The organism is Bacillus sp. MSP13 (assembly GCF_000815295.1).
Taxonomy (GTDB): Bacteria; Bacillota; Bacilli; order Bacillales; family Bacillaceae; genus Bacillus; species Bacillus vallismortis.
Genome location: NZ_JXAQ01000014.1, coordinates 109123 through 133385, shown reverse-complemented (window position 1 = coordinate 133385; position 24263 = coordinate 109123). Strand labels below are relative to the sequence as shown.

Genomic DNA, 24263 nt, shown 5'->3' with positions numbered 1-24263 from the left:
AATGTAAGTGCTTACATTTTATTGTAAAACGTTCAGTGAAGGCGAAACACTCAAAAAACAGTGGCGAAAGTAAAAAAAACAGAGATGGCTATCCTGCGGAAGCGCCTCCCTGTTTTCTTCTGAATTCTGACGGTGTCAGCCCGGTATATTTTTTAAAGACGAGACTGAAATACTTCGGATTATCGCCAAACCCGATTTCTTCCGCGATGTCTGAGACACTTGCGTCCCGCCTGATTTTCAACTGCTTCATCGCATGCTCAAGACGCACTCGCGTCACGTATTGGGAAAATTTCTCTCCTGTTTCCTGTTTAAATAATTTCCCAAGATAATCGGGATTCATAAACAGCATATCCTTCGCCGCCCATTTTAAGGATAGATTCGGATTTGCGAGCTCATCGGCAACAAGCCTGATCATTTTCGAAATCACCGCGCTCCCGTACAGGTCACCAGACGCTTCAACGGTATCCCGAAACAGCTGCCCCGCGTGCCGGAGTTCTCCCGTCTGGCTGATTGCCATCTGATAGTCTGAGAAGACGTCCGCCGCCTTTTCAGCGGCGTTCTCTTCCACAGCGAGCACCGTCCAATCTCCGCTGCTGCAAACCGCTGTCAGCGCCGAGCCAAGCGCTTCTCTAACCGCGGCATCAATAGATTGTTCCCCTTTTACAATCAAAAGGCGGACCTTGTTTCCGGCAAGTGAAGGCGGCGGTGACAGCTGGGCCACTCCGGCGATCAAGCCCTCCAAGTATTGATCGGCGGCAAAGGAACGGATATGATCGAGCTCATGCTTCAGATGAGCGGTTCTCTTTTGCCGCATATCGCACTGCTTCAGCTCGGCAATGATTTCTTCCAACGAGCTGATAATCTGCTGTTCATTGCAGGGCTTCAGCAAATAATGTTTCACTCCGTATTTCATTGCTTCCTTCGCGTATTCAAACTCTCCAAAACCCGACAAGACGATAAATTGAACCGACGGATTGGCGGCTGACACCTTTTTAATCAGCTCAAGCCCGTCCATGCCGGGCATTTTCACGTCTGTGATGACAATATGCGGCTGGTTATTTAAAATCTTGTCATACGCTTCATTCCCGTTCTGCGCTTTGCCGATTAAAGAAACGCCAAGCGCCTCCCACTCAATGATTTCTGCCATTCCGTCAAGAATAATCCTCTCGTCATCAGCCAGCAATACTTTATACATCACGCCACCTCATTTCGGCACGGTATTGTGATCACAATCCTTGTTCCCTTGTCTTGTTCACTTTGAATGCGCAGGCCGTACGGTTCACCGAATGTCAGTTTGATGCGTTCTCGAATATTCCAAAGTCCGATTCCTCTCCCGCCCGAAGTTTCGAGAATTTGTTCATCCATGCCGGGACCGTTATCTTCGACCGTAATACAAACACAGTCCTTCATTTTTTTCGCCTGAAGGCGGATGGCGCACGGCCTTGTGAAGGGCTCAAGCGCGTATTGAATCGCATTTTCGACCAGCGGCTGAAGCGTCAGTTTCGGAATGAGACAATGCTTCACTTCTGCGTCGATATCCAAAGTGAAATTTAAGCGCTCTTCAAATCGAAATCGCTGAATGGTCATATAGTGAAGAACGATATCCGCCTCCTCCTGAATGGTCACTGTATCTTTCTTCATATGAATGCTGTTTCGCAGCAAAAAACCGAGCGATTCCACCATTTTCGAGATTTGCTTTTGCTGATTCGCTTTGGCCAGCCAATTGATGGACTCAAGCGTGTTATATAAAAAGTGCGGGTTGATCTGGGCTTGCAGTGCCTTCAATTCGGTTTCTTTAATGATGAGCTGCTTTTCCACATTTTCTTCCATAAGCTCGTTAATCCGTTTCATCATCACAGTAAAATGGCGGTTCAGCATGCCAGCCTCATCTTGTGTATGTTCCGGCAGAGAAAGCGATACCCCCGCTTCAATGCCGCCGTCCTGCACCGATTTCATCGCGGACACAAGCTGCTCGATCGGCTCCGTGATACTATTGGCGATTTTCCTTCCGGCAAGCAAAACCACACAGAAAAACAGGAGAAAACACGTGCCGATCACCGTTTTCATAAAGGAAATTTTTTCGAACATCTGATCAAAGGGGATGACGTTATAGTAGCTCCAATTTTGATAGGATGATTGAAGGAAAGAAATAAAGTACCGTTTGCCATTCTTTTTTATCAGGTCATAACCAGGTTGCTTCAGCGTCTCCTTTGCCGCCTCGGGCACAAGCACCGAGGCATGTGCAGAATACACCAAATTCCCGCCTTGGTCGGCGATCATGATGTCTCCGACCGCATCGCCCCAATCCTTCGGCAAATCACGAATCATCTGTTTCACATTGACTTGGATCAGCACCATGCCCAAGTCGTTCAAACTCAGCTGGCGATACGATCTGATCTGCCGCGCTGAAATCAGGACAGGATCTGAACCGCCGAGCGTCATCCAAAGATTTCTTCCATTTTTCGCTTTGGCTTGTGTAAACACCTCTTCCTGCTGCTGCTTCAACTTGTCTGAAGAACTGCTTCCGGCTGAATACGCTGAGCCGCGGGCATCAATCAAATGAATGGAATCGATGTACTTTTCATCTCCGGCATATTCCGCAAGCTGATCCCACAGCTCCTGCTTCATTTGATACTGATCATATGTATCATCACGATGTTGCATGCTCAGGATGCGCTGAATCTGTTCGTTCGTAATGATTTCATATGACACATCCTCAATCTTCTTCAGCTCGTCTTCGATCCTTTCAGAAGACATCCGCAGCACCTCCGAAGACTTGCGGTAAATCTGCTCATCATACACATGAAAGGCGTACTGCACCCCGCTGTATACAAACAGAAAGGACACGGCCATAATGAAAGATAGAAACACAAACAGCTTATCCCTAATCTTCATCCGCCTGTACCAGCCCGCAGCTCTTTTTTTCATGCTGCCTTTTCTTTCTCCTGACGCTGATCCATTGACTGAAACGCTTTAAAGGAAAGCTTCGTTAAGATCAGGCTAAGCAAACTCCCGCTGAAAAACAGCAGAAACGTAACGTGAAACAGCACGAGAAACAACACACCGACTGCGCCCGCCGCCATCATGAGCGTCACCGCAGGACGGCTGAAAGCAATCAAAAAGCTGATGCTCAGCACTTCTCTGATTTTCACATCAAAATGGGAAAACACCGGAAACACATACAGGACAACAAACGCGAAAATCAAGCTGATGCTCAAAAACACATTGACGAGCACAGGCTGATTCATCTGCGCCGCAATCCGCATATCCGCAAACAGAAACAAGCCGGCCGTCACAAGAATGAGCCCGAGAATCTGTGCGGCCCGCCACTCCTTTTTGAATGCCTGAAAAAAGACAGAAAACACCGGGGCATCCGTGTCCCCCTTCGCCCATTCTCTTGCCACTGAAAACATCGCGGCAGTAGCGGGCATCAATCCAAACACAACGAGACCCGCAAGAGAAAATAACAGCCAAAGGACATTCAAATAGGCCAGTCTCATCACCCACGTGCAAAAACGATTCAGCCCATTCGCCACACTGTGTATCATCAATATCACCTTCCTGTTGTAGAAAACGCTTTCATTCCAAAGTAATATGTATTTCTCCTTTCAAAAGAAAATTCCTGCCTCCCTATAAAAATTCGATATCATGAGAAGCAGCAAACAGCCTTATCTATTCCTGTATCGCATGATAACGTTTTGGATCAAATATCCCGCAATGGCTCCGCCAATGACTTGAAATCCAAGCACACCGAGCATAGCACCTTCCCAGCCGCGCACATAAACGAGGCTATACCAGATCGCAAGCACACCAAGGACAACCAGCCCTGCCAATATCCATTCCGGCCATCTTTTATCAGGAAGTTTCACCCTTACAAAAACGGATGCGCCTGCGAAAAGACAAGCCGTCAAGATCCCTGCCAGCAAAACAAATGACCACATTCCCTGTCCCTCCTTTTAGAAAAAGACAAAAAAGCCTCCAGCAAAGGACGCTTATTCTGCCGATATTTCTTTTTCAAACAAATGATACCCGGATGCATCAGCACCCCTGAAATCATATCCCATTCGCCGGTAAAACGAGTGCAAGGCGTCATTATCAGCGACACAGTCAAGCCGAATCCGTGTTTTCCCCGGATAGTCAACACCCGTCTCTGCCCAATGAAGGATACGCGCACCAAGCCCTTGTCCCGCAAACCGGCGACTGACCGCCAAACGGTGCAAATAAATGGACGCCTCATGCCCATCGTCTCCCCAAAGCGTCCGGTCCCACTCGCTCGGTTCCGGCAGCAGCATCACGACAGCCGCAAGCTCTTCGTCTTTTTTAAACACAAACACATGCCCATTTTCAATTGAACCCGCGATATCATGAGTATCTTGTCCTTCCAGCAGTCCGCTCCATTGGTTAGAGCCCCGGTCCCGGAGCCATTCAGCTGTTCGGACGAGCAGCCCGGTAATCGATTCTGCATCCTCATACACGGCCGGACACGCGCAAATTCCATCAGCTAGTGTTTCATTCGTAATCTTAAAAGATGACATAAAGGCCTCCCAATCAAAAAGTAAACTTTCACCCACCTTGATTATAATGCAGACCTGCCAGCAAAAACAGACATTTTCTCTGTATGTAAAAGGGTGCATGAAAGAGAGACCCGGCTGCCTGTTAGAAAAACTTCTTCTTATCCCGCTCTTCTTTTAAAATCTCAACCGCTTCTCTGAAGCGCATGGAATGCACAATTTCACGTTCCCGCAAAAAACGAAGGGAATCGTTCAAATCAGGATCATCCGAAATATCAATCAGCCATTGATACGTCGCCCGCGCTTTTTCCTCTGCCGCAATGTCTTCGTATAAATCGGCAATCGGATCGCCCTTCGCTTGGATATAGCTCGCTGTAAACGGCACGCCCGCCGCATTATGATAAAACAGCGCGCTGTCATGATTCACGTAATGTTCGCCAAGCCCGGCTTCACGCAGCTGCTCCGGCGTGGCGTCTTTCGTTAATTTATACACCATAGTCGCAATCATTTCCAGATGGGCGAATTCCTCCGTGCCGATATCTGTTAAAAGGCCGATGACTTTATCAGGAATCGTATACCGCTGGTTCAAATACCGGAGTGCCGCGGCCAGCTCGCCGTCCGCTCCGCCATACTGCTCAATCAAGTATTTCGCCAGCGTCGGATTGCACGTGCTGACCTTAACAGGGTATTGCAGCTTCTTTTCATACACCCACATTCAGGCATTCCTCCTTATACTTGCCACGGCCAAGGCCCTTGATTCCAATCCCAATCCTCGCCCGCGGGGCTGTTGCCGTACTGCAAAAGCGGCCCGTAAGAGGATTCGAACTTTCTTTTTAAGTGCCTTGAATAACCGGAGTATTGATTGAACTGCTTCAGCGCGTCTTCATCATGAGGATGTGTATCTAAATAAAGGCTCAACTCAACAAGCACAAAATCCGCTGCCTGTATTTGCTCTAGCTGACGGTAATATTCGGCATCAACCTTTTTTGCCATATTCGTCTCCCCCTCGATAAGGGTTTTCATAAAAATCATAGAGATCCTTCCAAAGGGTGCCTTTCCTTAAAGCCTCCATCGGCGAAAACTGTTCCATATGCTCAGGCTGAAAGGCCATATAGAGATTGGGCGGCGTTCTGTAGTACTTCTTCCCTATGGGCGGACAGGGATCAAAACGGCTATGAAAGGGCGTATATGATTTGACAGGCGTAAACGGCTGCATATCCTTCATTCCGGCTCCTCCTTTCTCAAAAACAATGACCTTAATAGGTATGAGGCGGGAGGGATGATTATGACTGAAACTGCTAATAAGGAAGCTTGATCTGCTCCTCAATCCCCGCGATACGGAGCGGGCCCAGCAGCGTTAAACGCGTTAACTGATTCGCCATAAATAACGGACTGTACTTCATGCCGCTCTCCAGCCAGGAACAAATGACCCCGATATGAGCGGATGTGATATAGCTGATGAGAATCTCTTTCGGCACCTGCACCGCCTTGTCTGATTCCTTAATGGAAGAAAGCAATTCCTCGTAAATTCGCTTCTGTACGAACTCCGCCATAAGACTTCTGAATTGCGGCAGACCCCTGTCGCTCAGCATCACTTGAAAGTATTCGGCATGTTCATGGATATACTCAAATAGCTTAACAAAAGATAAAGGCGGATGATCCTCATCAATGCTGACCGGTTCGACCGGCGTTTCCGGCTTTACCTGACGGATCAAATCATCTAGAACCTCGGTCATGCTTTGAAACAGAAAATCCTGTTTATCCTGATAATGCAAATAAAAGGTGCCGCGGGTGAGGTCCGCTTTTTCCGTAATTTCCTGAATCGTAATCGAGTTCGCATCTTTTTCTTTCAGTAGAGCAATTAAAGCATCTCTTAAATATTGGTTTGTTCGTCTGATTCTCGGATCGACTTTGCGTTTTTTAGACATTTTTTTCCTCCTTGTCTAACTTTCATTTTCTTCTGAACAAATCTTCTGCGGATGTCTACTTCTAAACATTTGAGCGTTCTCTGTTTATTGACCTTTCTCTAAAATCTACTGTACCATGAACGTACATCTTGTACACGGTGTAAAGTAATGAACATAGTGTTCATTATCTTTCTAAACGAAGCTTCGTTACGTAAGATGAGTGCACTCCATCTGATCTCACCCGCTGATAAAGAGAGGAGTCTTTGCCATGAATGGAAAAATCGCATTAGAAGAGCATTGGGAATCTCCTGATTTTCCGGCTACAGGAAGCCACAATTTTACTGACGATGAGTATTTCAGCGCTGTCCAAAAACGTTTGCAGGAATTCGAAAACCGAATTGAAGACATGGATCGAAACGGCATCCAAACGTCAATTCTCTCCTTGACACAGCCTGGAATTGAAGGCATCACTGATCCTGAGCGAGCGGTGAAACTCGCAAAGCAGATGAACGATCACGCTGCGGAATTCTTCGTTTCTAAGCACCCTGACCGCTTTAAAGCATTTGCCGCGGTGCCGCTGCAAGATCCTGAAGAAGCCGCGAAGGAACTCGAACGAGCCGTAAACAAGCTCGGCTTTGTGGGTGCCTTGGTCAACGGCTACAGCAACATCGGGGACGAAAACAATGCCCAATATTTAGACGAGCCTCAGGTGCGCCCTTTCTGGGAAAAAGCCGCACAGCTAAAGGTTCCCGTCTACCTGCATCCGCGTATCCCGCTGCCGAATCAGCAGCGCATTTATAAAGGCTACGAAGGGCTTCTCGGTTCAGCGTGGGGCTTCGGTTTTGAAACAGCAACACATGCCATCCGCCTGATGCTCAGCGGCCTTTTTGACGAATACCCTGATTTGACTGTCATCCTTGGCCACTTAGGCGAGGGCCTGCCGTTTACATTGCCGCGGGTTGAACACAGACTTCGCCATCAGCGTCCTGAAACCCATGGCAACCATCAGAAAGCGCCGACTGAATACCTCAGCAAAAACTTTTATCTCACAACAAGCGGCGTGTTCAGAACACAGGCCCTAATTGATACATTGTTAGAGGTTGGCTCAGACCGCATCCTCTTCTCCGTCGACTATCCGTATGAAACGATGGAAGAAATTTCTTCATGGTTTGACCAATGCCCAATCAGTGAAACGGACCGATACAAAATCGGCACTGAAAACGCGGCTAAGCTTTTTCAATTGAATCAATAAAAAGAAGACCTTCGGCAGAGCCGAAGGTCTTTCTAGATTAATCAGTCTTTGCAGCATAAGCAGCCGCAAACCTGCCGCCTCTATTCTCTGCTACAGATCGGAACGGAAAACCCGGCGTCCCCACACAGCTCCGTTGATCCCTGCCGCTTTGCCTCATTTAGAAACGGGAACAATAAGCCGGAGAAATCTGTTTCAGACGATAGCCGTTAAAAGGCCAATGACTTTATTGACAATACACATTTCAGCATCAGCAAAGCGCACCCTTTCACCGTCCGGCTGAAATACGCCCCCTGTGCCCGAACGCAATCAAACGGTTAGCGATTCGATTTCAGACTGAACAGTCAAAACAAAAAACACCCTTGGTTTGCAAGAGTGTCCCTTTTTACATCATCTTTATTTATAGCCGCCTTGTCCCCAGTGGCCCATATGGTGGTGATTATCTTTTCCATCATGATGGGGGTTACCCTTATGATGATGGGGATTCCCATCATTCTCATGATGCATGCCATAGCTTGGCGAACTTACAGTTCCAAGATAGCCTCCATAGCCTCCGCCTTGCATGCCATAGCCCGGATAGCCTCCGCCTTGCATACCGTAGCCCGGATAGCCTCCGCCTTGCATACCGTAGCCCGGATAGCCTCCGCCTTGCATGCCATAGCCCGGGTAGACCCCGCCCTGCATACCGTAGCCCGGGTAGCCTCCGCCTTGCATGCCATAGCCCGGGTAGCCTCCAGCTTGCATGCCATAACCCGGGTAGCCTCCAGCTTGCATTCCATAGCCCGGGTAGCCTCCGCCTTGCATGCCATAGCCCGGGTAGCCTCCTTGCATGCCATAGCCTGGAGAAACGCCAAAACCAGGTCCGCCATAGATATGTCTTGTATCCATATCAGTCATATTCACTCTCTCCTTCACATAGGTTACAGTCCAGAGTATGAGAATACCTGACAGATCGTATAGGCGGCCGCCCATATACAGCTCATACAAATTCAAGGGACAAGAAAAAAACAGGCTGTGGCAGCCTGCTCATTTTTTATTCACCTAAATCTACGTTGTGGTACACCTGCTGAACATCTTCCAAATCCTCTAATGCATCAATCAATTTTTCAAACTGTTCCTTCGCATCATCTGAAAGCTCCACTTCACTTTGCGCAAGCATCGTCAGCTCGGCAACAGTAAATTCTTCAACGCCGGCGTTTTTAAACGCCTCCTGCACCGCATGGAATTGATCAGGCTCAGCATACACGATGGCGCTGTCATCCTCTTCCAAAATGTCACGGACATCAACATCTGCTTCCATCAAGATTTCAAGCGCTTCGTCAGCTGATTTGCCATCTACACCGATAACTGCCGTCGCGTCAAACATATAAGCAACAGATCCGCTCACACCCATGTTTCCGCCGTTTTTCCCAAATGCTGCACGCACTTCCGGCGCTGTACGGTTTACATTATTCGTCAGCGCATCAACGATGATCATTGATCCATTCGGCCCGAAGCCCTCATAACGAAGCTCATCGAAACTTTCTTCCGCTCCGCCCTTCGCCTTCTCAATCGCACGCTCAATGATATTTTTCGGCACGCTGTACGTCTTCGCGCGCTCAAGCACAACCTTCAGCGCCTGATTGGATTCCGGATCAGGCTCGCCCTGCTTTGCCGCCACATAAATCTCACGCCCAAACTTGGCATAAATCCGACTCGTATTCGCGTCCTTAGACGCCTTCTTCTCTTTAATATTGTTCCACTTACGGCCCATGTTGCTCCACTCTCTTTCATATATATCAATCTACATATTGTGATTCACTTTATCCATTATACCTCAAATGGTTTGGTTGTTTCGAGTGTCTTGCGTCGGAAATAGAAGGAATGCCGCGTGTGAAAAAGCGAACATCTTCCAAAAACAAGAAAAAGCCCTAGCTAAGGGCTTTCTCCATCTGGTCACTTATAAGATGAGGGGCATGATCGATAGACGTCGTGTTTCGATCCGTTGATTCCTTAAAGTCCCCGGAATTTGTCAAGAAAGGAAACGAACTGCTTCCGCAAATCAGGGTAACAGCAAGGCACATCATTACTTTTTTCTTAATAAGCATATAAACACTCTCCTTTTTGAATCTCTTCTTGCGCTTTCAGCACTTTTCGATAAAACGCGGCAGCGTGTTCAAAATGGCAGCGGCTCTCAAAGACAGCCGCAGCACTTCGGGCACAGGCTTCCATGTAAGCGTGCAGGTTCTTTTTCTCAAAATAGCTTAAAAGATCATGAATTTTGCTTTCGTCAACAGCTTCTTTGTACACGGTCTGCAAGAACGTATACAATTCTTTATAGAATTGATAAGAAGTCAGTTGCGGATTGTTTGTGATATGCGCCAATCCTTCTTCTATTGACCGAAACGCCTCTTGTATCCGGCCAGCTTTACATCGTGTCCAGCTTAAACCTAACAAGACTTTTGGAAGCAGATCAGGTACCGTTTCTCTGCTTATTTTCGCCGCTTTTTGAAAGTGTTCTATCGCCATATGATCGTTTCCTGATCTGTCATAGCTGTTCGCGATGTTCAACAAAGAAATGGCGATAAACCGGTCGTTTTGAATATCCATTGCCAATTGCAGCGCCGTATCTAAATGCGGGAGCGCTCTGTCATAATGCTTGAAATCATCATAGTTGCCGGCGATCACAAACAAGCTTTGTATGGTTCTAATACTGTATAGAGGATGTTTTTGATAAACGTCTAAGGCCTGAAGGATATGGTGCATCGACACATGGGTTTGCTTCATATGGTAATATGCTTCTGCCACTTTAAAATGGAATTCCGCTTTCTCGATTTCATCTGACACAAACGGCAGCTCGTTCTCCGCCTCGCGATAATATCCGATCGCTTCCACATATTCTTTCTGATCAAATTCATACATGCCGCGGAAAAACAAAGAGTAGTATTTCAAAAGACCTGTGAGTTTTTTCTGAGGAGTTTCAATCGTTTCCCGAAGCTCTGTCACTGTAGGGCGATTCCCGTATGATTGTCCCGGCTCCAAATAATCCAGCATCAACTGGTGCCGAAAACACATGAGAGAATAATAGATCAGCAAGTCCTGATCCTCTTCCATCTGCTGAATGTCCTGCTCCACCTCCGCTTTGAGAATCTCAGCATCCGGAACACTAAATTGACGTATCATCTTATACCAGTCATTAATCTTAACACCAACACGCGAAGACGGTATGGCTTGACCCAACGGCTTCCCTCCCTCTATGTAAGATATGTCATATTCTATCAATCCAAAAATTTGAAAACAAGACAAAAGGAAGAAATTGTTTTTTCATCCTGTCAATTCGTTTTTCTCGTAAAAAAAAGACGCTTTACGCATGGTTCCACGTCATTTTACTTGATATACGCCATCCTCATTTCATTTCCAGCCATCCTGCCGATAGACCGCTAAACAGCATGAAGAAAACAATTGTACAATCGAAACGACGAATCAAAAACAAAAAAAGAAGCTATTCCAGCTTCTTGCTAAAAAAGGGGTTGACCTTAGTCTCATCCATTTACCTTAAGCGTTTTCTTCAACCTAATTGCTACCATCTCTAAAAGGACAGCAATGGCTAAAATAAAATACGTGATAGAGCCAATTTCTCTAATATCCTGATAAAAATTGCTCGCCATAAACATATCAAATCCGATACCGCCTGCACCCGCAGCTGCACCCATTGCGACAGCGACCGCAAAATTGATTTCAAACCGCAGAAATGTCCACGAAATCATATAAGTGAGAGAGGAAGGGATTACGGCTTGAAAGATGATCTGCCACCAGTTCGCTCCGCTCGCTTGAAGTGCTTCTATCACACCGTTATCCAGTTCTTCAAAAGACTCTGAATAGGCCTTCACCAAATAGCTGATTGAATGAAACGTCATGCCGATGACAGCAGCAACACTTCCTAGTCCTGCCGCTACAGCAAAGATCAGGACCCACAATACTGTCGGAACAGCCCTTATAAAAGCAACCAATCCTTTCATAACCGTGGAAATCCGTTTATTGGTCAAGTTTTCAGCAGCAAACAATCCTAAAAACAAGGCGATGACTGCTCCGAATACCGTCGTCAAAAAAGCGAGACATAGTGTGACAAAAACACCGTAAAGGGCATCAGTAAACGTTAAATGTTCAAGATGAGGCTCAAAAAACATAGCTTTCAAGTTAGCAAAAGTGGCAAGGACCGCTTCCCCAACATTCAGTTCTTTGTAGTCAAAACTGCTGAACGCATATACCGTGAGCAATGCTAGAATAAGAAGGGTGCCTCTTATAACCACCGTTGATTTTGTCATTGTTTTGATTTTTATTTTTTTTGCAGCGGGGATGTAAGCACCTCGTTTGATTCGTCCATTTGTTCGTTTGCTTCCATTACAAAATCACCCTTCTTACATAATTCGATAACGTTTCAATCAATAAAATCGTTACGATAATGACGACCACCACTAATGAAGCGATATCGTAGTTGAGGCTCTTGTAATACAGGTTAAAGGTAAATCCTATGCCTGAGCCCGTCAGCAGTCCAATCAAGGTCGCACTTCTTATATTTGTCTCGATCATAAACAAAATCCAGCTGATCATCTGCGGCAGGCTCGATGGAAGGACCGATTGGATGATGATTGGAAAATAACCCGCTCCAGTCGATTGCAGCGCCTCAACAGATCCTCCGCTCACCTCATCAATCGTTTCCACAAAAGCTCTTGTCAAAAAGCCGAACGAGCCAAAAAACAAAGCAAAATAACCGGTCAATGCACTCTGGCCAAACGAGAATAACAGGATCATGGCCCACGCCGCCACATCAATGTTTCGAAAAATAGTGGCGATGCCTCTGCTGATACGGCCAAAAAACATATTCACCCTCATTGTGTTGGAGCCTAAAATGGCAAATAACAAAGCAAATATGGCACCTGTTGTGGTTGCTGCAATCGAGACAAGCAATGTCTCGATGAGCATCTCCATGATATCCGGCAGTTTCGCTAACGACTCTTTCGTCGGATAGAAGTTTCCCAACCCCCACTCGACGGCTTTAGGAAGAGAGGCAAAACCTTTGATAACATCGAACTCGGTCGTGATAATCGCTAACAATGTTACGGCGCCTACGATAAAAACAGTGCCTAATGAACTGCGTCTCTTTTTTGCGAAGATGTTAGCTTGCATGGATGCCTCCTATATCAAAAATAAGATCCTCAGCTTCTGAACCGTAAATACTCTGAATATCCTCTTTCGTAATGTTTTTAGGCGAACCATGATACACAACCCGGCCCCGGTTGATTCCGATAATTTGATCTGAGTATTTCATAGCTACATCTACTTGGTGAAGATTAACGAGAACGGTTATGCCCATGTCAGTTGAAATGTTTCTCAAATGATCCATGATGATCTTTGCAGAATTAGGATCTAGTGAAGCGATGGGCTCATCGCATAGAAGCATGCGGGGATTTTGAATCAAAGCACGGGCGATTCCCACTCTCTGCTTTTGTCCACCGCTCAACTGGTCCGTCCGGTTGTAAATGTGTTCTTCCAAACCAAGAACTTGCAAAATCTTAACGGCTTCTTCCTTTTCATCTTGACTGTATAGGCCGAAAACCCCTGCCAAGGTGGACTTTTTCCCCAAGTTGCCGTGAAGGGTGTTTTCAATTACACTCAAGCGGTTCACTAAATTATAGTGTTGAAAAATCATCCCCATTTTTGTTCGGATTTTTTTTAAATCCCTTTTCCTTAAATTCGTCACATTGATGTTATCAAAGGTGATGTCTCCGCTGCTTGCATCAATCATGCGATTAATGCAGCGAAGGAGAGTCGATTTCCCTGCTCCTGATGGACCGATAATTGAAACAAACTCTCCTTGATTGACAGAGAAGGAAACATCTGACAACGCCACTTGATCACCGCCAAATCGTTTGGATACTTGATTCACTTCTAATAGGGCTGACATAGTCTACCTCTCCTTGTTCGTTATTCGTTATTTGGAAAGTTCGCGTATCGGGTTAAACCAAGAGTCATCGACTTCTACTAAACGCTCATCCCCTTTTTTCGTGAATAACCCTGTAAACTTGGAATCCTCTGGCACGAAAACTTTTTCGTTATTCGTCACCGCATCAGATGTCAATATGTCTACAAGCTTGGCTTGGAGATCTTTATCCACATTCTCAGAGTTGATGGCAAATGGCGCATTAAGCACAGGAGTAGCGGAAATGAGGGAAAATTCTTTCCCGACAACTGTATTAAATGGTTCTGCCGCCCCCTCTTTCACTTTATAAACCGCTCCGGCACGATTCTCTTCCCCATCCGCCAACTCTACATAAGTGTTTACACATGAATCACAGAACGCAGCGACATCCGCTTTGTTTGATAACAGGTTGACTGCAGATCCTTGGTGAGAACCTCCATATAATACCTCGCTAAAAAACTGGTTTTTCCCGCCCTGCAGCAAATCCTCTGCCTTCAAGTTCTTAAACTCATCCTTTTTGCTGAAATAATCCACGATGCCTTGCGATGGAACCTTGAACCCGGAAGTGGAACTGTTAGATACGAAAGAAAACTTCTTGCCCTTAATGTGATCAATCGAAAATTCATCACCTTTTTGATATTCATCAACATTGTCTTTATTGACAGCCAGCCAACTGTAATAAACCGCATCCTCTAAAGTCCCGGACTCACCAGATCGAACGACGAGAGGAAGAACCTTTTCATTTTTATTATGTGCTTCTATGTAACCCTGCGCTCCTAAAAAAGATATGTCCGCATTTCCATTGGCGATTGCTTCAATTGCGACAATATAGTCTGTTGTCGTTTGATGTTTGACCTTTTTGCCTGTTTTCTCTTCAATAATCTTTCCTATTTCATCCCGTGCTTCTGTAAAATCTGCCCCAGATTCATTTGGAAGCCAAGCGATCGTAAGTGTATCCTTTTCAGCCGCTGCTCCTCCTGCAGAAGATGAACAACCTGAAAATACGGCAAGAATAACTAAAGTAAGCAAAGCAAAATACGTCCTTTTCATCATCAAACTCCTCACTCTTTATTTATTTCATACTTTGATACTAGCAAACGAATATCAATCTAAGATTAATTTGGCATAAAGATTGTTAAGAGTTGGTAAAAACAGTGCAATGTAATCATTCAGTCCTTAAGCTTATTGTACCCGTGATCACATCATGAACATCTATCACACATACGAACAAGCCCAATCTACAAGACATTTCTTCATATAAACGGCCCCTATTATCTGATGAATCTCTCCAACCTGTCTGTATATTATCAACCCCCAAACGAAACTATGAGAATCTTAGTGGCCAGTTGTACCGTTACACGCAAGAGGTATGACTTCCCTCCCTCTATATAAGGGAAAACAAGACAATAGGAAGAAATTGTTTTCTTATCCTGTCAACTCGTTTTTCTCAAAATAAATAATGCCTGACAGTGAAATCACATCAGAATCTGTCAGGCATTACGTGTTATCCATTCATTTGATTCATATGGGCCATAATCTCTTGAGACACCAATAAAGGATTGTCCAGCATGGAATAATGGCTGCATTCCGGAAGCACTTTAAACATGGAATTCGGGACCGTTTCCTGCAGCTTGAATCCCCAGTATGGCGGAAGGTACCGATCATATTGCCCATACAAAAACGTGGCCGGTACGCGCACTCCCTGAAGCCCGGGAACCACATCTTCTGTTTGATGATGTTCAAGCGCGAGCGAAGCTTCCTGTAACTCCCTTGGCCCGTTTTCATGATCAAACGGCGCGATAAAAGCTTGAAGAATCTCGGGTGTAACCATCTGCTGATGAAAGATCCCTTCTCTGATCATCCGCTCAATGAAATATGGAGACGGCTCAAACTCAGGCGCTGTCGGATACCGCAGCGATACTACTTTAGGGAGCGGCCAGTTGCTGAAGGCCACGCCATCAATTACCACAAAACTCTCTACCCGGTCCGGATACTGGACAGCTAATATTTGTGCGACTCCTCCGCCCAGATCATGCCCGACAACGTTTACTTTCTGAATGCCAAGCATATCTAGCAGCGATATGATGTACTGCGCCTGCATCGGAAGGGTCAGCTCTTCTTTTGCCGCCCTGCCTGAAAGTCCGTATCCAAGCATATCAGGGGCAATAACAGTGTACTGCTTGGCCAGCTGCGGGATCACATTCATCCACAAAAAAGAGTTTGTCGGAATTCCATGTAACAGCAAAATCGTTTTGCTGCCGACACCTGCAGTCCGGTAAAACAATTTGTGCTCGCCAATCTGTATTTCTTTCTGAAGCATGTCCAAGCAAAAGCACCTCCTGAATAAAACTCATTATTTGTTGTTCCCTTTTTATGTAATATTACTCAAAAAAGCCTTTCCATTTGATCATTGGAAAAGCTTTCACCTATGGTTCACTCATTCCCGACATGCTGATAGTGCTGCAGCGTCAACCGCTGCATTTGTTCACTGGCCATCGGAACAAATTCACCATTTCCTCTTCTGATCAGTCGGGTATACAGCATTTGCAGCGCGGCATTTTGGAAAGACATTTGAAGATGAATATTCCTCACGTTAGGATGTTTCATCATTAATGCCGAATTAAAATTATCGCTTCCCATGAGTTTTGCGGTCGACCTAGCCTCAAGAGCGATATCTTTTTCAGCAGCCGAAAGAGCCCCTGAATGCTGGTGAAAATGCACGTGCGGCATCTCAGGCAAATGCACCTCACCCGTTTGATCCGGGTTGATCAGTGCCAGCATCGCCGTGACATGAGTTCTCAAAAGATTCGCATGCAATTGGAGCAAATCCCTCAAATCGCGATGCCCAACAGCAGACTCGTATGCTTCAAGCTTAGAAATCACACCTTCATGGGTGCTCAAATGCTCTGCCATTATCCCCAGATCTACGGCAGGAAGTTTCATCAACATCCCTCCTTTATGGTCTGTATAGGCTATGAACGATCGAAAAAATGGTGCATTGTTTTCCCCAAGAAAGATGAAAATAAAAGACATATGAATCGAATCTATATAAAAGGAGCTTTCGCCAATGCCTATTCCTCAATTGATCATTAGGCTGATCATCGCCTTTATCACCTTGTTGGTGTTAACGAGACTGATGGGCAGAAAAGAAATCGCCCAGCTGACCTTTTTTAACTTTGTGTCAGCCATTTCCATTGGAACCATCGGAGCCTCGCTTGCCATTGACTCCACCCTCAGCATCAGAAATGGATTCATCGCCCTGTTTGCCTGGAGCGCTTTTACAATCATCGTCGGATTTCTGGATATTAAGTTCCCTGCTATTCGGTATGCGGTTGAAGGGCAGCCGGTCATCTTAATAAGAAAAGGTAAAATAATGGATAAGCAGTTAAGAAGCGTCCGTCTTGATCTCGATGCTTTACAAACCTTACTGCGCAAAAAAAATATATTTTCCTTAGCCGATGTCGATTATGCCATTTTTGAAACGGACGGCAGTTTATCCGTCCTGAAAAAGCAAGCAAAACAAAACGTGACGAAAAAGGATATGAACGTTCAAGGAGAAAATACAAATCCAAACGTTTCCCATCCCGCTTCAGTCATAGCCGATGGGAAAGTGAGAGAAGATAACCTGAAAAAATTGAATCTGAACAAACAATGGCTGATGGACCGGCTAAAAGAATCCGGCATCCAACATCCTAAAGAAGTATTTTACGCAGAAGTTCAAACAGACGGCACTCTGTATATTGATAAAAAAGAGAATTCTCCATCTGAATAAAAAAGGGCTTGAAACAGTCTCATCTCCACTGTTTCAAGCCCTTGTTTGACTCAATGTTAAACCGCCTGTTTACAAGCCTCGGCGCAGGAAAAACAAGCTTCCGCGCAATCCTGACAATGCTCTTTGTCATGCTTTTTGCATTCATTTCCACAAGCCTCGCAAATCGCCGCACAAGCCTGTGTCAGCTCAGAAACAAACGGCGTGCCTCTCACGATCGATTGCGCTACATACGCACAAATATCAGCACATTCCCGGTCCAGCCGAATGCAATCCGCCATCATATTTTCATTTTCTTCTTCTAAACAGGCGTCATAGCAATGGTTGCAAGCCACCATGCAGTCGTGAAGCGTCTCAACTAGCGATTGATATTGTTCATATGCCATTCGTAAACCTCCTCAAGAATGATTTCATTTATACCATATCCACTTCCCCCGCTTGTAAAACATGACTCTCTTATCAACAAAAAGCCTATGTCCGCAACACAGGTAAGATCCGGCATAGGCCCTTCGTTGACCTTTTTCAAACTGGAAAGCGTGTTTTTATTTGTCTTATTGTAAGAAGTTTTAATAATAGGGGTACGGGGTATGGTCGGAATATATATCAAAACGGAGGTTGGTTATGGGTACACTCGATGTAATCGCTTATACCGCGATACTTTTAGGAGTTTTATCTTTTTTCATTATACTCGCAGATGTGGTTAGACACCCGCAAAAGATGAAAATAATGAGTGTGGTTTGGCCAATACAAGGACTCTATTTAGGGCCATTTGCGATTTGGTTTTATTGGGCGATGGGACGTCAAACGAAAAACAAACAACATTCACAAATGAATACAAATTACGGTGAGCATGCTCATCATCACACTTATAAGGAAATGAACCATCAAAGTCACGGGCACAGTAAGAAGCCCTTCTATCAAAGCGTTTTTGTTTCTACAAGCCACTGTTCCAGCGGATGTACGATCGGGGATCTTATTGGCGCACCTTTGGTTTTTCTAACAGGCCTGACGATTGCGGGATCAACTTTATTTGCAGATTATGTCGTTGAATTCATTCTCGCATACCTATTCGGGGTATTTTTCCAAGTCTTTTCTATTGTTCCGATGAATAAAGGAATGAGCTGGGGAAAAGGTTTTGTGGCTGCCATTAAAGCAGACACGTTATCCTTAATAGCCTTTGAAATCGGCATGTTCGGTTGGATGGCAATTGTTCATTACGGCATTTTTGCGTCCAATGTCCCTAAACCTAACGATCCCGTATTTTGGTTCATGATGCAAATTGCCATGATCTTAGGAACAGCAACCAGCTATCCCGCAAACTGGTTTCTTGTAAAAAAAGGTGTTAAACATGCAATGTAGCACTACTATTATAGTGAAAACCATGCTTTTCTGCGATAAAAAAGAAGCCTGTGTATTGATAGATGCTGTCGGAGCAAGTGATTTTCTGTGTAGCTAATTCGCCGCGTTTTGAGAAGATTTCTTGTGTGGATCATCAACGATAGGTTAAGAAAAAAACTACGGCTGTCGACATTTTCTCGGCAGCCGTTGCTTTTCAGAAAAGGAGAGATTGAATATACGGGTTTGCATATAAGCTCAGTGATCCCCATTATTAGATTTTTCGCCTTAGCTGATTGACCTGCCCCTAAAATGCCATTACATCCGCAGAAACTAGTGTCATCAGATGACTTAATCTTTTCATTATCAATAACCGCTATCAAGCTGAAGTTAACAAATTCTATTATTCAGCCAAAGGAGATTGATTCAAGACTATAACTTTGTACGCTAATCAATCACAACAAAATCCTGAACCTTCACCTGTTCCTCAGGCAAATCAAACTGATATAGCGTCTCCTTGGAATGGATATCAAACACACCCACATATCCTCCAATGCCCTTCTTATGCTCTTCCTGGGCAACTATATAAAGTCGATCCCCCTTAAACTTCCCCTCCATATAAGGGAAAGTCAAGCCGTATGTCCGAAAAGAAAAATCCTTCTCATACTCCAGCAAGTTAGCCTCACCCTCTTTGTCTTCATACGTCACGTAAAAATGGCCGCTTTCTTTGTCATAGTACACGGTATCAGCGTATTCAAGATCATCAGGATACCGAATATATTTCGTCTTCCATGTCCCTTTTTCAATCACAGTCAATTTATGCCCTGAGCTCGCGACAATAAAATCCTCGGAGTCTGCGAATTGATCTGCATATGAGGCTAAGCTCAGAGTCTCTATGATTTCCTCTGTTTTTCTGTCGATCACGTAAATAGACATGCTTTGAATGATATAAATATAGTTTTCATCACTGGCCCCCATCGTGACAAGCGAAGGCAAGGTGAGCCGATATTTCTTCTTCGTTTTTCTATCGTTTATATGAATCTCATTCCCCGTCGTATCAACGTTATAAGCCTTTACAGAGACATCCTTCCCCTCATACCAAAACGCAAAGGGATTTGACAACGGATGCTCTCTGATCACATCCTTCTCCAGCGTGTAATAAAACGGCTCGTGCTCCGCTAATAACACAATGTCCGTTGATGCATCAGATTTTGTTTGAATGTAAGGCACATCCGCCACCTTAAACGTGCGCCTGTTAAATCGTTCGCCTGTTGAGGTCGAAAGCAGCGTGCTTTCTTTGATGAAAGGATTGGAGTAGATAAAAAAGATGCGGTCTTCTTTGGGGTGGATGGCAGAAGATTTGACAGGATGCGTATTTTTATTTTGAAAAGAAATATATATAGCCAACATAAAAACACTTGCGAACAATCCTAATAGCATAAAACGCTTCTTCATACAATCAACCCCAATATAGTTTTAAACTTTATATCGTTTTCAACATGTTCTATGCATTTCCCTTGTAACCCAATAAAAAAAGAACTTCTCAACGGAAGTTCTCACTTATTTTTCTCATAGGATTGTTTGATCAATCCCATGATATATTCAATGTGTTCATCATCTTTTATGAAAATCTCATAGTCGCCATTTCCCCAATGGCCGGTCTCAGAGACATCTCGCATTTTATCTTCGGGATCATCCAATTCTCCCTTTTTCATATTCACCCACAGCTTAAGTCCGCTTTTTAAAAGAAGAATATCAGTGAAATTTCGTTTATTTGACGTAAACGCAATATAAAGCTTTGTCGGTTTGATTGAAATATGATCGTCCAAATTAAAAATGAATTCCTTTAGCTGCTCATAAAGCTCTATGACGTCAAACGGCTTATCTGCAAGATGATCCTCTTCGGAAAACACTTTAATTTCTTTACTGACCTCTTGAATGGTCTCACTTTGCCGTGAAATGGTCTTAATCGACTCGGAGACGCCTTCCGCTTTCATTTGATTCATATGAACCAGATCATTTTCGTATCTTTTCATCTCCCACAATTCAATTGGCAGATCTTTAAAATGGATCGATTGCTTTTGATACACCGTAAAAACAGGGGAAATAAAAATGACCTTCGACTGCGACCAGTCCACATTATCCCGCTTTAACGGACGATCATGATTCTCATTGTATTCAAGAATAAAATCAGCTTTATGATTAAGCATCGCCGCTAAATAAGCATACCCCTGGTCAACAACACTAAAGTTCTTCGTATTTTTATACTCGATAATTACAAAAGATTTCGTCTCATCATCAAACGCCAACGTATCAATGCGGAAATTGCTGATCCTGAATTCAGATTTCACAAACCTGAGCCCCAACATCCGCTGAAGATTGGCTTCACATAAATCCTGAATCTCCTTTTCTTTTTTAAACGGTTTCTCGCGAATATCTTCGATTTGGTTTTGGCTGTTTACTTTATAGAAATTCATAGAGCTGCTCCTTTACTCAATCTAACTATGCTAACGCTTCTTCGCTACAAAAAGTTTACCACATAAAACAGAATACACGCACAAAGACACGGATCAAATGTCTCATTTTTCTAAACATACACGTTCTCACCCCCGCCCTCATCCCACCCCGTGGTAAAATTTTGATATCGAGCGAACAAAAGAAGGGAAATGGTCATGAAAGTATTTGAAGTGAAAACACTGCTTTCGGAAGCGACAGACCGTGCAAAAGAGTACAAAGAACTAAGAACGCAAATGGTCAACTTGAGAAAAGCATTAAAAAGCGCCGCTGATCTCAGTGACAGCGAATTCTCAGGAAAAGGCGCCAGCAACATCAAAGCCTTCTATCACGACCACGTCGGCGTCACCGACCAATGGATCGACTATATCGACATGAAAATCGCATTTTTCAAAAGCATCGCCGGAGCCGCCGAGGACAAAGGCCTCTCTGACGCATACATAGAAGAATCCTTCCTGGAGCACGAACTGGCAAATGCCCATAAAAAATCAAAATCCATCATGTCCGAACAGAAAAAAGCGATGAAAGACATCCTGAACGATATCAACGACATCCTCCCGCTCGACCTGTTTTCAACAGAAACCTTCAAAGACGAGCTGGCCGATGCCAACGACAAACGCAAAAAAACACTTGAAAAATTGGACGCCTTGGACGAAGACCTGAAAACAGAATACGCCCTGTCAGAACCAAACGAACAATTCATCAAGTCCGACTTCCAAAAGCTCCAAGAAGCAACAGGCAAAGGCAAAAACGCCACACCCATCCACTACAACGCCAAAGCGTACCGTGAGAGTGACATACATAAGAAAAAAGGCGACATTGAAAAGCGGACTGAGGCTTACTTGAAGGTTAAAAAAGATGAAGCGAAGGAACGCGAGATCAAAGAATTAAAGAAAAAGCTTGCGGATGGTGTATCTGACCCTGATGAATATTTAGAAATTGCGAAGAAGGTTGGGTATGAGAACCTTGAGCCTTATCAACAACAGTATGTGCTACAATTAGAAACGGCTAGGCAGGATGCTAAAATTTTAAAAGGAATTGGTGAGGGATTATACGATTTTGGAAAAGACACTGCGCTTGGTGTGAAGGATATGATTTTAAATGCACCAGAAACAATAAACAGTGTATACAAATTTTTAAACTCATCCCCCCACTCAGCAACTCGCAACAGTTACGTTTACGGGAATTAATATTTGGGCAGCGTTATCCGATTCATGGAATCGTGATATGGTAAACGGAGATGCAGAGTCAAGATCACGTTGGATCACCTATTCTCTTGCTACTGTCGTAACAGCACTTATTGGAACTAAAGGTATAGATAAAGTTGGAAAGCTAGGAACACTCACAGCAAAAAAATCCATTACAAAAAGTCATGAAGCACTTGTTACTACATCTGGAATGTTTAGTAACTTGCTTACTAATAGAACAAATCAATTTGCTTTTGCGGGCGACTCAAAAATACAAGATGTCCATAATGTACTAAATACTGAACTTCTTAGAGATGTATCAAAAAAAGAAAGTGTATTATTTCAATCAAATAGCGGGAGAACAGCTACGAGCAGTAGTACTTTAGATGTTACATCTTTTGAAAAGAAAATGTATAGCATGAACGTCAATGAAAAAATTGCTTTTATAAGGGAAACCGCAGCCCCGATTGCTAAACAGAATGGCTGGAAAAAAGATTCTAAACTATCCACAATTAATAAACGAGACGTATACTACGATTCAAAAAGTAAAACATATTATGCTTTAGATACACAACATGGGCGCTTTGAAGTCCTAAATAAAAGAGGGAAACATCAAGGGGAAATCGATTTTAACCTTAATCCCACTAAAGAAGCGGACAAATCAGGCGGACATGATTTAAGAATGAAATAGCTATTTTTGGAGGGACCCTTATGGATAAATTGATTGCTGATACCATTAATAAATTCTACAATAAAGAGTTTGCACAAGAAGAGTATCTATCTTTATGTAAACAAGAAATTATCCTCTCTGACTCATTAAAGTCTTATTTAAAAACAGAAAAAATAAGTTATGAAAATACAAACGAAGATGAAATTTGGCCTTCTGCTACATTCATATTCGAATTTGAACCATTTGAAAAAAATGATTTTCATATAAGCTATAGCAGTAAATTAATGATTTCTAAGTTGGCTCCTGTCTTTTACATACAACATGAATTTGAGTTAGAAAATATTGATCCAAAGAGATCAACCCCTACCCTAGATGGTTTCAGTACACAAACGTATTCAATGCCTCAACAGGAATTTGATACAAAAGTGAACAAAACTTTAAAACAAATGGGATACAACGCTCTTGATTATCAAGAAATGAACGAAGTCATTTGTGATCTTGATATAAAAACAGAGCCTTTATTCGGTCCCCAAGTCACGGTAGAACTGGCATTATTTCATGATTTGCTAGAGCTTTGTCCAGAGTAGCAATGCTGGAAGATGAGTCTTTTTTAATGTTTTCAACAAATTAGAGGCATCCCAAGGATATCCTTATATGGAAGAGTTGGCATTATTAGCCGCAAAGTTTTATACTGAAATTGGGCAGATGGATGATTCTGTTATCTGACTCAAAAAGATGGTTCATGCCCGCAAACAAATTCAGAGAGGGGATTGTTTGTATGAAATGTAAACTGACTTTGTGCGCTGTAATTGCTTTGATCGGTGTAAGCTTTATCAGTTCTTCCTTAGGCAATGAAGTAAATGTGGCATCCAGAAACATGACAAGCAAAGCTGCAAACGATTCAACGAACTCCCTGGAAGACAAAGCCATCTTTGACAAGGAAATGACGATTGCAGAAAACGGAACGCTTGGTTAAGAATGAGACGCAGCTTAGACTGCGTCTCTTTTTCGGAGGAAATACAACAAGATGTGGAAATTTTTTTTAAAACTCACAAACAAAATCAACAAATTTATCTTTTTTGTTAAACAAGATAAAACCTAACCCTACCAATTGATAACGTTTAACCTTAATTTCCACAATATATTTTGAAAACTTTATTGA

The 24263-nt window shown here is 43.9% G+C and carries 28 protein-coding genes and 2 pseudogenes; 8 read left to right on the top strand and 22 right to left on the bottom strand.

The annotated features are described in order from the left end of the window. Positions 1-88: 88 nt before the first annotated feature. The 9 genes from SC79_RS17380 to SC79_RS17340 all read right to left on the bottom strand — a co-directional run bounded on the left by SC79_RS17380 (position 89) and on the right by SC79_RS17340 (position 6439). Positions 89-1195 carry a response regulator transcription factor gene (locus SC79_RS17380; RefSeq protein WP_039076140.1) on the bottom strand — a complete coding sequence of 369 codons (1107 nt, stop codon included), beginning with the start codon at positions 1193-1195 and terminating at the stop codon, positions 89-91. Continuing rightward, a complete protein-coding gene (locus SC79_RS17375; protein ID WP_039076139.1) occupies positions 1195-2928 on the bottom strand; it encodes a cache domain-containing sensor histidine kinase in 1734 nt (577 codons plus the stop codon). The genes SC79_RS17380 and SC79_RS17375 overlap by 1 nt, the downstream gene beginning before the upstream one ends. Then, positions 2925-3554: a YesL family protein gene (locus SC79_RS17370; protein WP_082022829.1), complete on the bottom strand. Its 630-nt coding sequence runs from the start codon at positions 3552-3554 to the stop codon at positions 2925-2927. The genes SC79_RS17375 and SC79_RS17370 overlap by 4 nt, the downstream gene beginning before the upstream one ends. 114 nt (positions 3555-3668) lie before the next feature. Further along, positions 3669-3941 (bottom strand): YesK-like family protein, encoded by a 273-nt coding sequence (locus SC79_RS17365; protein WP_039076137.1) that lies wholly within the window; start codon positions 3939-3941, stop codon positions 3669-3671. 51 nt (positions 3942-3992) lie between these two features. Next, positions 3993-4535, bottom strand: coding sequence for a GNAT family N-acetyltransferase (locus tag SC79_RS17360; RefSeq protein ID WP_039076136.1), 543 nt, complete (start codon positions 4533-4535; stop codon positions 3993-3995). A 121-nt stretch (positions 4536-4656) separates the two neighbouring features. Next, the gene (cotJC, locus tag SC79_RS17355; RefSeq protein ID WP_010329139.1) at positions 4657-5226 is read right to left on the bottom strand and encodes a spore coat protein CotJC; all 570 of its coding nucleotides are present in this window, start codon (positions 5224-5226) and stop codon (positions 4657-4659) included. Positions 5227-5240: 14 nt separating this feature from the next. After that, a complete protein-coding gene (cotJB, locus tag SC79_RS17350) occupies positions 5241-5504 on the bottom strand; it encodes a spore coat protein CotJB (RefSeq protein WP_010329138.1) in 264 nt (87 codons plus the stop codon). Next, complete coding sequence (gene cotJA / locus SC79_RS17345; RefSeq protein ID WP_039076135.1) at positions 5488-5736, bottom strand: spore coat-associated protein CotJA; 249 nt, start codon at positions 5734-5736, stop codon at positions 5488-5490. Before cotJA ends, cotJB begins: the two co-directional genes overlap by 17 nt. Before the next feature lie 73 nt (positions 5737-5809). Continuing rightward, entirely contained in the window at positions 5810-6439 is a 630-nt protein-coding gene (locus SC79_RS17340; protein WP_039076134.1) for a TetR/AcrR family transcriptional regulator, read from the bottom strand. Positions 6440-6686: 247 nt separating this feature from the next. Between SC79_RS17340 and SC79_RS17335 the strand changes: the two genes are divergently transcribed. Then, complete coding sequence (locus SC79_RS17335) at positions 6687-7670, top strand: amidohydrolase family protein (RefSeq protein ID WP_039076133.1); 984 nt, start codon at positions 6687-6689, stop codon at positions 7668-7670. 393 nt (positions 7671-8063) lie between these two features. Here SC79_RS17335 and SC79_RS17330 read toward each other — a convergent pair whose 3' ends face one another. From SC79_RS17330 to SC79_RS17285, 10 genes are all read right to left on the bottom strand, one after another. After that, positions 8064-8555: a spore coat protein gene (locus SC79_RS17330; protein WP_442852863.1), complete on the bottom strand. Its 492-nt coding sequence runs from the start codon at positions 8553-8555 to the stop codon at positions 8064-8066. Positions 8556-8700: 145 nt separating this feature from the next. Further along, positions 8701-9420, bottom strand: coding sequence for a YebC/PmpR family DNA-binding transcriptional regulator (locus SC79_RS17325; RefSeq protein WP_039076131.1), 720 nt, complete (start codon positions 9418-9420; stop codon positions 8701-8703). A gap of 157 nt (positions 9421-9577) precedes the next feature. Then, entirely contained in the window at positions 9578-9754 is a 177-nt protein-coding gene (locus tag SC79_RS17320; protein WP_039076130.1) for a hypothetical protein, read from the bottom strand. Then, positions 9744-10886 carry a Rap family tetratricopeptide repeat protein gene (locus tag SC79_RS17315; RefSeq protein WP_039076129.1) on the bottom strand — a complete coding sequence of 381 codons (1143 nt, stop codon included), beginning with the start codon at positions 10884-10886 and terminating at the stop codon, positions 9744-9746. The genes SC79_RS17320 and SC79_RS17315 overlap by 11 nt, the downstream gene beginning before the upstream one ends. Positions 10887-11188: 302 nt before the next feature. Beyond that, positions 11189-11971, bottom strand: a complete 783-nt coding sequence (locus SC79_RS17310; protein WP_082022813.1) for a PhnE/PtxC family ABC transporter permease — start codon at positions 11969-11971, stop codon at positions 11189-11191. Positions 11972-12047: 76 nt separating this feature from the next. Then, a complete protein-coding gene (locus tag SC79_RS17305) occupies positions 12048-12833 on the bottom strand; it encodes a PhnE/PtxC family ABC transporter permease (protein ID WP_039076127.1) in 786 nt (261 codons plus the stop codon). After that, positions 12823-13611 carry a phosphonate ABC transporter ATP-binding protein gene (gene phnC, locus SC79_RS17300; RefSeq protein ID WP_039076126.1) on the bottom strand — a complete coding sequence of 263 codons (789 nt, stop codon included), beginning with the start codon at positions 13609-13611 and terminating at the stop codon, positions 12823-12825. The genes SC79_RS17305 and phnC overlap by 11 nt, the downstream gene beginning before the upstream one ends. A gap of 27 nt (positions 13612-13638) precedes the next feature. After that, positions 13639-14676 (bottom strand): phosphate/phosphite/phosphonate ABC transporter substrate-binding protein, encoded by a 1038-nt coding sequence (gene phnD / locus SC79_RS17295; protein WP_039076125.1) that lies wholly within the window; start codon positions 14674-14676, stop codon positions 13639-13641. A gap of 454 nt (positions 14677-15130) precedes the next feature. Then, positions 15131-15946, bottom strand: a complete 816-nt coding sequence (locus tag SC79_RS17290) for an alpha/beta fold hydrolase (protein ID WP_231559212.1) — start codon at positions 15944-15946, stop codon at positions 15131-15133. A 113-nt stretch (positions 15947-16059) separates the two neighbouring features. Further along, positions 16060-16569, bottom strand: a complete 510-nt coding sequence (locus tag SC79_RS17285) for a spore coat protein (protein WP_039076123.1) — start codon at positions 16567-16569, stop codon at positions 16060-16062. A gap of 124 nt (positions 16570-16693) precedes the next feature. Between SC79_RS17285 and SC79_RS17280 the strand changes: the two genes are divergently transcribed. After that, the gene (locus SC79_RS17280; protein ID WP_039076122.1) at positions 16694-17398 is read left to right on the top strand and encodes a YetF domain-containing protein; all 705 of its coding nucleotides are present in this window, start codon (positions 16694-16696) and stop codon (positions 17396-17398) included. A gap of 56 nt (positions 17399-17454) precedes the next feature. Here SC79_RS17280 and SC79_RS17275 read toward each other — a convergent pair whose 3' ends face one another. After that, the gene (locus SC79_RS17275; RefSeq protein WP_039076121.1) at positions 17455-17781 is read right to left on the bottom strand and encodes a four-helix bundle copper-binding protein; all 327 of its coding nucleotides are present in this window, start codon (positions 17779-17781) and stop codon (positions 17455-17457) included. A 235-nt stretch (positions 17782-18016) separates the two neighbouring features. Here SC79_RS17275 and SC79_RS17270 point away from each other — a divergent pair, with 235 nt between their 5' ends. Next, positions 18017-18754, top strand: a complete 738-nt coding sequence (locus tag SC79_RS17270; protein ID WP_039076120.1) for a DUF4396 domain-containing protein — start codon at positions 18017-18019, stop codon at positions 18752-18754. A gap of 423 nt (positions 18755-19177) precedes the next feature. On the opposite strand, the gene SC79_RS17265 is transcribed toward SC79_RS17270, so the two are convergent. Continuing rightward, the gene (locus tag SC79_RS17265; protein WP_039076119.1) at positions 19178-20185 is read right to left on the bottom strand and encodes a hypothetical protein; all 1008 of its coding nucleotides are present in this window, start codon (positions 20183-20185) and stop codon (positions 19178-19180) included. A 101-nt stretch (positions 20186-20286) separates the two neighbouring features. Continuing rightward, entirely contained in the window at positions 20287-21207 is a 921-nt protein-coding gene (locus SC79_RS17260) for a DUF5655 domain-containing protein (protein WP_039076118.1), read from the bottom strand. Positions 21208-21402: 195 nt separating this feature from the next. Between SC79_RS17260 and SC79_RS21440 the strand changes: the two are divergent. The 5 genes and pseudogenes from SC79_RS21440 to SC79_RS17245 all read left to right on the top strand — a co-directional run. After that, positions 21403-22321, top strand: a pseudogene (locus SC79_RS21440) (ribonuclease YeeF family protein); the annotation flags it as partial. A gap of 150 nt (positions 22322-22471) precedes the next feature. Then, positions 22472-23122 (top strand): colicin E3/pyocin S6 family cytotoxin, encoded by a 651-nt coding sequence (locus SC79_RS21435; protein WP_231559211.1) that lies wholly within the window; start codon positions 22472-22474, stop codon positions 23120-23122. A gap of 20 nt (positions 23123-23142) precedes the next feature. Then, entirely contained in the window at positions 23143-23688 is a 546-nt protein-coding gene (locus SC79_RS21430; protein ID WP_039076117.1) for a hypothetical protein, read from the top strand. A gap of 25 nt (positions 23689-23713) precedes the next feature. Continuing rightward, a pseudogene (locus SC79_RS21425) lies at positions 23714-23890 on the top strand (aspartate phosphatase); the annotation flags it as partial. After that, on the top strand, positions 23880-24077 hold the full coding sequence (locus SC79_RS17245; protein ID WP_026014470.1) for a hypothetical protein: 198 nt from the start codon (positions 23880-23882) through the stop codon (positions 24075-24077). The pseudogene SC79_RS21425 and the gene SC79_RS17245, both read left to right, overlap by 11 nt. Positions 24078-24263: the final 186 nt, after the last annotated feature.